Raw genomic sequence first — 11,814 nt, 5'->3', positions numbered from 1 at the left:
CCTACTGTAACCGCAGGCTGCTGTTTCGCAAAAATTTAAAATTCACGATTGCGGTAGGCATCAAGCGCCCGTTCGCGCCCTTCCGAAAGATCGACGATCGGGTCGGGATAGTCGTCATCCGGGCTTAGGCCCCAGCGGCGCGGGACTGCGTCGAAATAGGCCAGCGCATCCTTGCTTGGCTTCGCGCGGCCCTCGGCGATCCAGCGGCGGGTATAGTCTCGGCCCTTGTCGAACCGATCAAGCTGGGTCTCAGGATTGAAGATGCGAAAGAACGGCGTTGCATCGGGGCCAGAGCCTGCGGCCCACTGCCAGCCCATCGCGTTATTAGCCGGATCCCAATCGATCAGGTGCTCTTCGAACCACTTTTGGCCGATGCGCCAGTGACACATGAGGTGTTTGGTCAGATAGCTCGCCACGATCATGCGGCCCCGGTTGTGCATTCGCCCGGTGACCTGCAATTCGCGCATGGCGGCATCGACAAAGGGCACGCCGGTGCGCCCCTGTTTCCACGCCAAGACCTCGGCGCCGCGCTCATCCTCGTTCCACGGGAAAGCCTGCCATTCCTCGCGCCAGTTTTGGTCAAGGATGCGCGGCGTGTGGTACATCAGATGATAAGCAAACTCGCGCCAAGCGAGTTCTTTCAGAAAGGTCTCTGCCCCGCGCTTGCCTTCTTGCATCGCACGCTGACCGGCATGCCAACATTGCGCCGGGCTGATTTCGCCCAAAGAGAGGTTTTCGGACAGTGCAGAGGTGCCGTCTTCGCCCGGCATGTCGCGGCTTTCATCATAGCCTTCGACGATATGCGCGATGAAGGACCCCAGCCGCGCCTGCGCTGCGGCCTCGCCCAGACGGACAAAGGGGCGCACGATATCACGCCCGCGCTGCATCGCGGCATCCATCTGCCAATCGTCCAAGGCGTCACTCTCGGGCCAATTTTCGGGCACCGCAATATCGCTCGGGGTCGCCACGGGTGCCGCCACATCGCGGCCTCGGACGGATTTCCAATAAGGGGTGAACACCTTGTAAAAGCCGCCGGTCTTGGTTTCGACCGTCCAAGGCTCAAACATCAGGTGTCCGGCAAAGCTTTGGGCGTCGATGCCCCCCTCTTTCAGCGCATCTTTGACCTTGGTGTCGCGGTCGATCGCGGCGGGATCATAGAGGCGGCTCCAATACACCGCCCCTGCCCCGGTTTGCTTGATCACATCGCGCAGAATGTCCAGCGCATCCCCGCGCCGCAGGGTCAGGCGGCTGCCCTTTTCTGCAAGCGTCTCCCCCAGACAGGCCAGCGCCAGCCCCAGCCGAAACTTCGGTGCGGCCCCCAGAGCCTCTGACTGGTCGTCATGAATGAAAAGCGGGATCACCGGGCGGCCCGACTTGCAGGCCGCCGCCAAAGCGGGCTGATCGCTCAGCCGCAGATCGCGGCGGAACCACATGATAATCGGGGAATTTTCGTTCACGTTCGGGGTCTTGCTCCTGGCCTGACCCCGAAACATAGCGCCCCCACGCCGGGGTCAAGGCTCAGAGCAGATCATCCAGTGCGTTCAGCAGTTTATCCATCTCGTCCTTGGTGGTGTAATGGGTGAAGCTTAGCCTTAGCACGCCCTTGCTGTCCTCCACCCCCATCGCGCCAAGCGCACGGCCCGCGTAGAAGGTCCCGCCGCCCGCCATGATGCCCCGCTCGGCCAGCGCCTGCGCCACGTCAAAACCGGGCCGGTCAAGCGCCAGTGCCACGGTCGGCGCACGTTTTTCCGCATCGCTCGGGCCGATCAGCCGCACGGAATTCCGCGCCGCCATGGCGTCCAGCAGCGGTTGCAGCAAAGCCGTCTCATGGGCCCGCATCGCATCATGCACGGCGACACCGCGCGCCGTCGCATCGGCGCTGCCGCCGATGTGGTGGGCGTGGAAAGCGTCGATATAATCCGCCATGCCTGCGCTGGCCGCGATCTGTGCGTGATCCGGGCCCGCCGGGGTGAACCGCTTATAAAGCACATCGCCGTTGAAGTGATGCGCTTGGTTCGGCAGCAGTTCCGCCAGCGCCCGGCGGATAACCATGACGCCCTGATGCGGCCCGAAGGTCTTGTAGGCGGAAAAGAGGTAGATATCCGGCCCCAGCCCCCCGACATCGGCAAAGCCGTGGGGCGCATAGGACACGCCGTCAACGCAGACGAAGGCGCCAGCGGCATGGGCCAGCGCCGTGATCTCGGTCACCGGGTTGATTTCCCCCACCACGTTGGAGCAATGCGGAAAGCAGACCAGCCTGACCTTCTCGTCCAACAGATCTTCAAGCTTGGCTGGATCCAGATGCCCCGTCTCTGGATCGATCTGCCATTCGCGGATTTCGATCCCCCTCTCGGCCAGCCGCCGCCATGGGCCGGTGTTGGCCTCATGGTCTTGGTTGGTCACGACGATCGCCTCACCGGGCTGCATCATCTGGCCGAAGGCCTGTGCCAGCACATAGGTGTTTTGCGTGGTCGAGGAGCCAAAGCTCAGCTCTGCCGGTGTCACGCCGAGGATTGCAGCCATGCGGGTGCGGGCCTCGTCCATCTCCTCTCCGCCAAGGCGGCTCGCCTCGTAGGGGGCGTAGGGCTGCACCTTTCGCTGGGTGTAAAAGCGATGCAACCGGTCGATCACTTGGCGGCAGGTGTAAGACCCACCGGCGTTCTCGAAAAAGGCCTGCCCCTGAAGGCTCGGCTCGGCAAAGGCGGGGAATTGGGCGCGGACCCAGTCGGAATCAATATGCATGGCGCGAAGGTCCACCGCTGCGCGGCCAAGGTCAAGCGCCCAAAGAAAACGGCGGCCCCAAGGAGCCGCCGTTGTTGGTGTCGCACTGCCTGTGGAGCTTAGCGAATTTTACGCTCGTCCTGCAGGCCGCGGAAAATGCAGAAGCACATGAACAGCAGCAGCAGCGTGAACAACAACCCGGTAGAGATCACCATGGATTGCAGCGCCGCCAACCCGCCGCCGATCAGCAGAGCGATGGCCACGGCACCTTCAAAGATGCACCAGAACACCCGCTGCGGCACCGGCGCGTCGACCTTGCCGCCTGCGGTGATCGTATCGATGACCAGCGAGCCGGAGTCCGACGAGGTGACAAAGAACACCACCACCAGCACGATGCCGATGAAAGAGGTGATCGAGGCCAGCGGAAGCGCGTCCAGCATCTTGAACAGCTGCAGCGGCAGGCCCGCATCTTGAGCCGCGGTGTAGCCATCATTCAGCACCTGATGGATCGCGGTGCCGCCAAAGATCGACATCCACAGCACACAGACGAGCGACGGGATCAACAGAACGCAAACGATGAATTCGCGCACGGTACGGCCCCGGCTGACGCGGGCGATAAACATGCCAACGAAAGGTGACCAGCTGATCCACCACGCCCAGTAGAACGCCGTCCAACCTTGGGAGAAGTTCACGTCTTCGCGGCCAAAGGGATTTGCCAGCGCGGGCAGATACTCAATGTAAGCCACCAGCGAGTCCCAGAAGAAGGTCAGCAGGAACACTGTCGGACCAACGATCAAGGTGAACAGCGCCAGCAAGGCGGCCAGCCCCATGTTGATCTCACTCAGCACCTTCACGCCGCCATCAAGGCCGCGCAGCACCGAAATCAGCGCCACGGCAGTGATGAGCGAGATCAGAACGACCTCGGAAGTGGTGCCAATCGGGATCCCGAACAGCTCGTTCAAACCCGCGTTCGCCTGTGTCGCACCCAGACCCAGCGAGGTGGCCAAACCAAAGAGCGTGGCAAAGACCGCGATGATGTCGATGATATGCCCGGGCCAGCCCCAAACACGTTCGCCCAGAACCGGATAAAAGGCCGAGCGGATCGTCAGCGGCAGACCTTTGTTATAGGTGAACAACGCCAGCGCCAGCGCAACGACCGCGTAGATCGCCCAAGGGTGCAGACCCCAGTGATAGATCGTCGCCGCCATGCCTAGGCGGAGCGAACCGGCCTCATCACCCGTTGCCGCGCCCAGAGGGGCCCAGTCGGTGCGCAAACCGTTCTCTGTCGTGATTTCGCCCATGGAGGTCGAGAAATGCGTCAGCGGCTCGGACACGCCGTAGAACATCAGCCCGATGCCCATGCCCGCGGCGAAAAGCATCGCGAACCAGCCCAGATAGGTATAATCCGCAATCGCCTCATTACCGCCAAGACGGACATTGCCGAAAGGCGTGACAATCAGCAAAAGCGCAAAGATCACCACCAAATCGGCAGCGCCGATCAGGAACCAATCAAAGTTCTTGGTCGTAAAGTTGAACATGGCCGAGAAGACCGCGGCGGCCTGCTCTGGGAGTGCAATGGTGTAAAAGACGAAGATCACCACAGCGATCCCCGAAATCAGAAAGACCGGGTTGTGAATATCCAGCCCGAACGGCCCGATCTGCCGCTCGATATTGTCTTGACCGATTTCATAATCGGTATTGATGACATCCGCCTTGCCCTCAGGCTCGGGGATGCCGTGCGAATTTGTATCGCTCATAATCTGTTCCCTCTTTGATGACAGATCACCACGCAGGACGCGGCTTCTGTTTTTCTCATCCGTGCGCAAAGGATAGAGGCTTGCGACCATTGGGCAAGCTCTTGCGGCCAAGCTCCCTTGGAAACTTGGCTAAAACGACCTTTTCGTTATCCGCTGCGACGTAAGTTTGGGGGGTTACCCTGTCCCGAGCGCCGCTGCAATCGCATCGGCCTGTTCGCGAATCCGGTCCATGTCCCCTTGGACGCCGGGCGGGCGCAGCTTGTCGCCCTCATGGCGGGGCAAGATATGGTAGTGCAGGTGAAAGACCTCTTGCCCGCCCGCGGCTTCGTTGAATTGCTGCACCGTGATGCCATCAGCACCAAAGGCCCGCAGGCAGGCATTGCCGACCTTTTGAACCGTCGCCAGACAATCGGCCAACTGCGTTTGGCTGGCGTCGAGCATATTGCGGCAAGGCGACTTGGGGATCACCAAGCAATGCCCCTCGGCGCGGGGCATGATGTCCATAAAGCAATAGGTCTTGTCGTCTTCATAGACCTTGAAGCTGGGGATTTCCTTGCGCAGGATCTTGGCAAAGATATTGTCGTCGTCATAGGTGGCCATCATGCTCTCCTTCTGGCGGTCGGGGCGGCGTGGACCATTAACCACACCGCCCCGCGCCGAGGCAATATCAAGCGTTTACGTCGACAACCACCCGGCCCTTGACCTGCCCTTTGAGGATGTCCGCACCGAGTTGGGGCAAATCGCTGAGACCCGCGGGTTGAACCATCGCCTCCAGCTTCTCCATCGGCAGGTCTTTCGCCACCCGCTCCCATGCGCGCAGACGGTTGTCATAGGGCTGCATGACGCTGTCGATGCCCAACAGGTTAACGCCGCGCAGCAAGAAGGGGATCACCGTGGCGGGCAGTGCCGCGCCGCCCGCAAGGCCCACTGCAGCGACGCTCGCGCCATATTCCATCTGCCCCAAAACACGGGCCAGCATCGCGCCGCCCACGGCGTCAACACAGCCGCCCCATGTCTCGCCCTCGAGCGGGCGTTTGACCGTCTCATTAATCTCATCGCGCGCGACAATCCGGCTGGCCCCGAGGCTTTTGAGGTAGTCCTCGGTCTCGGGTCGCCCGGTGACGGCTGCCACCTCGTAACCGAGATTGGCAAGGATCGCGGTCGCGACCGAGCCCACGCCACCCGCGGCCCCCGTGACCAGCACCGGCCCTTTCTTGATCCCGTGGTCTTCTAACGCCATCACCGCCAGCATCGCGGTGAAGCCCGCCGTGCCCACGGCCATCGCTTTGCGCGTATCCAAACCCTTGGGCAGCGGCACCAGCCAGTCGGCCTTGACCCGCGCCTTTTGCGCATAGCCACCCCAATGCGCCTCGCCTACGCGCCAGCCGGTCAGCACGACCTTGTCGCCGGGTTTGTACCGCTCGTCACTCGACGTCTCGACCGTCCCGGCAAAGTCGATCCCCGGCACATGGGGATAGTTGCGGACCAGACCACCGCCGGGCCCAATGCAGAGCCCGTCTTTGTAGTTCACAGTCGAATATTCGACCGCGACCGTCACCTCGGCTTCGGGCAGTTGATCCTCGGTGATCTGGGTCACCTCAGCATGGGTCTTGCCATCGTCATCTTTGTTCACGATCAACGCATTAAAGCTCATCTTTTATCTCCTTTTCAGGTTTCAATTTGCCGGGCCTCAGGCCCAGAAACTCTCACGCACGGTCACATCCCGCAGGCCCTCGGGTGTCTGAACCTGCAACCGCGTGCCCGGATCCCAATGGGTCATCCGCACCATTCCGATAGCGACATTCACCCCAAAATCGGGCGACCAAATGGTCGAGGTCACCTGCCCCACGCGCTTGTCACCTGCCATCAGCGGCCAAGCTCGGTCACAAAGCGGCACCGGATCGCCCACAATCTCTAGGGGGCGTATCTGTTGCACCGGGCCTTCCTTGGCCACCCGTAGCAGCGCATCTCTGCCGATACAGCCCATCGCGGCATGGGTGTCGCAAAGCTTGCCAAGGCCGCATTCATGCGGGGTGTTATCGTCGGTCATGTCATTGCCATAGCTCAACATTCCGCCTTCGATCCGCTCTATTAGATTTGGACAGCCCGCGCGGACGTCCAAATCGCGCCCCGCCTCGAACAGAGCATCCCACAGCGGCATGGCGATATCCGCGCCCTCTGCGTAGATCTCAAAGCCGCCCTGTTTGGAGTAGCCAGACCGCGCGATATTCATGGCGCGCCCTTGGAAGTGGAATTCACCGAAGCGGAAAAACTTTACCTCCCGCACCGCCGCACCAAAGAGGCGTTCCATCAGGTCTTCGGCCTTTGGCCCCTGCACTGCCAGCAGGTTCACATCCGGCTCGTCCACCAGCACATCTAGGTGATAACCGTTGCATATCCCCTTGGCCCAGAACAATAAATCACTGTCAGCGATGGAGATCCACCAGCGATCCTCGGCCAGTTTCACCGCCACCGGATCATTGAGCATACCGCCCGTCTCATCGACGATCGGCACATAGACGCAGCGCCCCGGCGCCACTTCACGCAGATCGCGCGGTGTCAGCATTTGCATCAACCGCGACGCATCCGGCCCCCGCAGCTCAACCTGTCTTTCGCAAGCCACGTCCCAGACTTGGACGGCTTTCTTCAAGTGATGGTAATCGGCCTCGGTGCTTTCAAAGACGGTGGGCAGCAGCATTCGGTTATAGACGGTGTAGGCCTTCACGCCTGCCGCCTCTACCCCGGCAGAAAAGGGCGTGCGCCGTATCCGGCGCGAGGGGGAGAGTTCAGCCATCACACGTCCTCCGGCATTAGGATAAGATCGGTCACTGGCGCATCGTACCCGGCGCTGGTCAGCATGGCATGCACTTGGCCCCGATGATGGGTCTGGTGGTTAAAGAAATGCACGACGGTTTGCGCCAAGGGAGTGGTAAGCTCGCGCTGCATGATGCCGGAATACCATGATAAATCGGCGTCCAAAGTCTCCTGTCGAAGGCCTTGGGCCCAATCCTTTATCGACGCGTCGCACTCGCGCCGCGTGGTGTGCCAAGCCATGCCGGTGGGGCAAAGTTCGGTGTCCGGACCCCCTGGCTTGGGCAAGGCGGGATCAAAACGGGACAACCAGATTTGATCACACCAAAGAAGATGGTTGAGGGTGCCCAAGATCGAGCCGAAAAACGCCTTGCGATCTTGCGTTAACGCATCCTCGTCCATCACCTCAATAACGCTTGCCAACTGACTGTTTTGCCAAGCGTTATATCGCGCCATTTCCTGAGCATAACCGGGGGTGATCACGCAGCACCCTGCCAATCGATCGCGCAGACCTCAGCCGATTTGCCGCCGAAATCCCAAACCCGCCCATAGTCGCGGACCTTAGATTTCACCCCACGCGCCGCCGCGATATTCGGTCCCATCCAATATTTGGAGTTGGTGATCTTCACCGGTTCGCCCGGTTCGGCCCCGGCGAGCAGTTCGATCTCGCCGTTGATCTTCCGGCCGATGTTAATGACACGGCGGTTGCCGTCGCGAATAATCTCAACCGGGGCACGTTCGGCGCCGATGATCTCACTCACCAGCATGGTAAACAGCCCCGTTGTGCCGCCCGCCGCGCCGCTGAAGATTTTCAACAGCCCGTCATAGGCCGCCTCGCTCGCGCGGTCGTCCACATAGGCGGCGACCTTCCAGTTCCCCTCGCCCATACGGCCAGGGATGTCGACCAACAGGCCCACGTTCAGCCCTGCCAAATCCTCCCCTTCGAAATGGCCTTCGTCGATCACGATGCCCATCCACGCATGGCAGTGGCCTTCGGTCGGCAAATGCGCGCCAAGGCTGACCACGCAGGGGCAGAAGACGTCGCAAGAGCAGTTGAGGAAAAGCTCGCCTTTTACGGCCCAATTCGCGGGTGTCATCTCTCTGTTTGGCATATTATCCTCCTGTGAACACGGGCCAACCCGCCACGACGAACGCGCCGAGGATCAGGGTTAAACCCATTGGTTTTGTTACGTAATGTCCGATTTGCGGTAGCTTTTCGATGACCATGAAAAGCGTCGCCAGCCCCATCCAAGCAAGGTTCATCACCCCACCAGCAAAGCCCAGCAACATAAAGCCCCAGCAGCAGCCCGCACAAAAGGCGCCAAGGCCCAATCCCATGCGGAAACCGCCTGCGACACCGGGGCGCCAATGGCCCATGAAATACATCATCGGAGAGTGGCAGACGCCGTGGCAGACCTCCTTGGCGCGGGTGAATTGGAACAGGCCGACGCCCAGTAGCAGCGCCGCCGCAGTCCAGCGCGATTTGGCGATGCCCAGCATGTCGATGACCCCGCCGTGCAAGAGAAGCAATTGCAGCCCTGCGATCCCCGCCGCAAAGGCAAGCCAGACCGCGAAGTAGCCTGCAAGCACCGCCAGCCAGCCCGCGCGGGTGCCGTTGGCCGAGGTCATGAGGTCTTCGTAAGCGCGCAGCGTCGGGACCATGGTCGGGACCATCATCGCAGCCATCATCGCCCCCCACATCGTGAAAAGCGGAAAGAAGCGCGCCATGGGCATATACATATCCATGCCCGGATCCATCTGCCGCATCCGTTCACCCATCGTGCCCGGACGACCCAGCAGATCGACATCCATCTGCATCGCCATGCTGTACATCATCCACCAAGCCGCTAGAATCAGGGCGAAAAACCCCAGCCAAAGTGTTGACCGTACCATGCCCGTCATCGCCGCCCTCCCCTGCGTGCTCTTGTAGATTTAATGTCAGACAATTAAACTCCTCGCAAACACTAATTGTAAGACATATGAAAATCGATCCAAGCAGCCCCGCCGATCTATCGGCTCAAATCGCCACGGCCATTCGCGACGCCATCATCGGCGGGCGTCTGATCGTCGACCAACGCCTGCCATCTGAGGCGGAATTGGCCGAGCAGTTCGAGGTCTCTCGCCCCACGGTGCGCGAAGCGTTGAAGCGCCTTGCCGCGCAATCGCTGATCCGCACGCAGCGCGGGGCCACGGGGGGCGCTTTCGTGAATCGCCTCAGCTTTCTAGATGCTTACGCGCAGCAGATCACCACATCTACGTTGCTATTGTCGATGAACGCGGTGAGTTTCGAAACGGCATGCGAAGCCCGCTTCGCCCTAGAGCGCGCATGCGCGCCCCTCTCGGCAGAGCGGCGCACGGCGGATCACCTTGCCACGATGCGCGCTGAAATCCACCGGCAGGCGCAGGCGGGGCTGACCGATGAAGCGTTCTGCGCGTCCGATGTCGCCTTCCACCGGGCGCTGGTTGACGGCGCGGGCAACCCGGTGCTGAGCTATCAACTTGCCGGTGCGGTCGAAGCCATGCAGCCTTTGATGAATATTATCACCTTCACTGCAAGAGATCGGGCGCGGATCATTGCCCTGCACCAAGAGATCGCCAATGCCGCAGAAGCGCAGAACGGCAAAGCGGTAACGGCAGGATTGACGGCGCTGGAAGCGGAGACCCAAGACCTTGCCCAGAGCGTTTTCGCCGCGCGTGCTGCGCGGAACGCCGGAAAGGCTGGCTGAGAAGTTGCGACTTCACTTATAAATCAATGGGGTGCGCGTGAACCTTGATGTCATAATTTCCCGCCGTCGCACCCCTTGCAATTCACCCATGACGGCCCTACTTTAATCTTGTCCTTCGGGACTATGGACATAAACGCGCTCGTAATAAGCGGTTCGGACCCGGGGGCGGTACCCGGCGGCTCCACCAAACATCCTTCATTTGGGGATCATGGGGCCGAAATAGGATCGACGAACGTCTAAAGGGGTTGCTTTGTTTCGGTGAGATACCACCGTTATCGGTTCAAACTGTACAATTGCAAATGACAATCGTGCTCCAGTTGCGATGGCCGCGTAAGCGGTTTCAGCGACTGAAATCTAAGTCCTTAGGCTTTGCAGCTTAAGGCGGGGTTCGCAGGTACCTGGCAACAGAAACCTGCACTTTTCCCCTCCATATCTCGGCGAATTCAATTGCTTGAGCGGTGTTCTTGACCCTGTGCTTCCGTGCCCCTATCCGTTATAAAACGAAGCCGCTGTGGCTTCTTTCGCGCAGGAAGTTCGCATGACCCCGCCCAGCTGGCCCGAAATGTTTCGCGTCTTCGGACGCATCGGGCTGATGTCATTCGGCGGCCCCGCAGCGCAGATCGCCGTGATGCACCGTGAGTTGGTCGAGGACCGCCCGTGGCTAAGCGAGCAGACCTACCTGCGGGCGCTCTCACTCTGTATGCTGTTGCCCGGACCGGAAGCGATGCAGCTGGCGACCTATGCAGGCTGGCGTCTGCGCGGTGTGGCTGGCGGGCTGCTCGGCGGATTGCTTTTCGTGGTGCCGGGGGCAGCATTCATCGCTGTGCTGGCTTTGCTATATGCGTGGTATGGGCAGTTGCCCCTTGTGCAGACGGCTTTTCTCGGCATCAAAGCCGCCGTCATTATCGTGGTATTCCAAGCGCTTCTGAAAGTTTCTTCAAAGGCGTTGCATGGGCGTCTTGGCTGGGCGCTGGCCTTTGGGTCGTTCATCGGCATTTTTGTTCTGGGCTTGCCATTTCCACTGATCATTCTGCTGGCCGGTGCCATCGGGATGTTGACCAAAAGCCCCACTGCGGTGGCCGAGCCGGCAAATCTGCCACCTGCGCGCAGTCTGCGCACCCTGCTGATCTGGGGCGGGCTTTGGGCCGCGCCGCTTGTGCTTTTGGCGCTGCTGGGTGAGGATTTTCTGCTGCAACTCGGCCTGTTCTTCTCCAAGCTCGCTGTGGTGACCTTCGGCGGTGCCTATGCCGTGCTGGCCTATATGACCCAGACAGTGGTTCAGGATTTCGGTTGGATTAACACGGACCAAATGATTGACGCACTCGGCTTGGCCGAGACGACGCCCGGCCCGCTGATCCTCGTTACGCAATTTGTCGGGATGTTGGCAGGCTTTGCCCAAAGCGGCCCGTCGGGCGCGCTCGCTGCCGGGCTGCTGGCGCTTTGGGTGACTTTCACGCCATGCTTTTTGTGGATTTTCCTTGCAGGCCCGTATCTTGAGGCGCTTTCTGAACAGCCGAGCATCGCGGGGGCGCTGCGGGCCATCACGGCGGCAGTGGTGGGGGTTATCGCCAATCTCTCGGTCTGGTTTGCGCTGCATGTGCTGTTTGATCGGGTCGCCCCTGGGGTCACCCTCGCCCTGCCCGCGCCGGTTTGGGCAAGCTTCAATCCGCTGGCCGCCGTGCTCACCCTATTGGCCGCTGTGCTGATGCTGGCGCTCAAGCGTGGTTTTGTCGTCACGATGATCCTGCTCGCGGTGCTTGCTCTGCTCCTTCGCGCGATTTAGCGCCGCGCCCCCTTTC

11 protein-coding genes and 1 other RNA gene are annotated in these 11,814 nt (G+C 60.8%); 3 read left to right on the top strand and 9 right to left on the bottom strand.

The window, feature by feature from the left end; genetic code table 11:
* Window positions 1-35 precede the first annotated feature (35 nt).
* The 9 genes from B5M07_RS09035 to B5M07_RS08995 form a co-directional block, all read right to left on the bottom strand.
* Entirely contained in the window at window positions 36-1,457 is a 1,422-nt protein-coding gene (locus tag B5M07_RS09035; protein WP_205570853.1) for a cryptochrome/photolyase family protein, read from the bottom strand.
* Window positions 1,458-1,518: 61 nt separating this feature from the next.
* Window positions 1,519-2,742 (bottom strand): aminotransferase class V-fold PLP-dependent enzyme, encoded by a 1,224-nt coding sequence (locus B5M07_RS09030; protein ID WP_120351057.1) that lies wholly within the window; start codon window positions 2,740-2,742, stop codon window positions 1,519-1,521.
* Between the two features lie 98 nt (window positions 2,743-2,840).
* Window positions 2,841-4,478 (bottom strand): BCCT family transporter, encoded by a 1,638-nt coding sequence (locus B5M07_RS09025; protein ID WP_205570852.1) that lies wholly within the window; start codon window positions 4,476-4,478, stop codon window positions 2,841-2,843.
* 174 nt (window positions 4,479-4,652) lie between these two features.
* Window positions 4,653-5,078, bottom strand: a complete 426-nt coding sequence (locus B5M07_RS09020; RefSeq protein WP_120351056.1) for an HIT family protein — start codon at window positions 5,076-5,078, stop codon at window positions 4,653-4,655.
* A 67-nt stretch (window positions 5,079-5,145) separates the two neighbouring features.
* Complete coding sequence (gene acuI / locus B5M07_RS09015; RefSeq protein WP_120351055.1) at window positions 5,146-6,132, bottom strand: acryloyl-CoA reductase; 987 nt, start codon at window positions 6,130-6,132, stop codon at window positions 5,146-5,148.
* Between the two features lie 36 nt (window positions 6,133-6,168).
* On the bottom strand, window positions 6,169-7,272 hold the full coding sequence (locus tag B5M07_RS09010; protein ID WP_120351054.1) for a dimethylsulfoniopropionate demethylase: 1,104 nt from the start codon (window positions 7,270-7,272) through the stop codon (window positions 6,169-6,171).
* The gene (locus B5M07_RS09005; RefSeq protein ID WP_254693912.1) at window positions 7,272-7,772 is read right to left on the bottom strand and encodes a DinB family protein; all 501 of its coding nucleotides are present in this window, start codon (window positions 7,770-7,772) and stop codon (window positions 7,272-7,274) included. Before B5M07_RS09005 ends, B5M07_RS09010 begins: the two co-directional genes overlap by 1 nt.
* The gene (locus B5M07_RS09000; RefSeq protein WP_120351053.1) at window positions 7,769-8,401 is read right to left on the bottom strand and encodes a DUF1326 domain-containing protein; all 633 of its coding nucleotides are present in this window, start codon (window positions 8,399-8,401) and stop codon (window positions 7,769-7,771) included. The genes B5M07_RS09005 and B5M07_RS09000 overlap by 4 nt, the downstream gene beginning before the upstream one ends.
* A 1-nt stretch (window position 8,402) precedes the next feature.
* The gene (locus tag B5M07_RS08995; protein WP_120351052.1) at window positions 8,403-9,191 is read right to left on the bottom strand and encodes a DUF2182 domain-containing protein; all 789 of its coding nucleotides are present in this window, start codon (window positions 9,189-9,191) and stop codon (window positions 8,403-8,405) included.
* Window positions 9,192-9,268: 77 nt separating this feature from the next.
* Here B5M07_RS08995 and B5M07_RS08990 point away from each other — a divergent pair, with 77 nt between their 5' ends.
* From B5M07_RS08990 to chrA, 3 genes are all read left to right on the top strand, one after another.
* Complete coding sequence (locus B5M07_RS08990; protein WP_120351051.1) at window positions 9,269-10,015, top strand: FadR/GntR family transcriptional regulator; 747 nt, start codon at window positions 9,269-9,271, stop codon at window positions 10,013-10,015.
* A 71-nt stretch (window positions 10,016-10,086) separates the two neighbouring features.
* Window positions 10,087-10,434, top strand: a transfer-messenger RNA (tmRNA) gene (ssrA, locus tag B5M07_RS08985).
* Between the two features lie 119 nt (window positions 10,435-10,553).
* Complete coding sequence (chrA, locus tag B5M07_RS08980) at window positions 10,554-11,798, top strand: chromate efflux transporter (RefSeq protein WP_120351050.1); 1,245 nt, start codon at window positions 10,554-10,556, stop codon at window positions 11,796-11,798.
* The last annotated feature ends 16 nt before the right edge of the window (window positions 11,799-11,814 follow it).

This window comes from Sulfitobacter sp. D7, from assembly GCF_003611275.1.
In the GTDB taxonomy this organism is placed as follows: Bacteria; Pseudomonadota; Alphaproteobacteria; order Rhodobacterales; family Rhodobacteraceae; genus Sulfitobacter; species Sulfitobacter profundi.
Note: the sequence above shows the minus strand (reverse complement) of the source record. Positions and strands in the feature narration are given on the sequence as shown.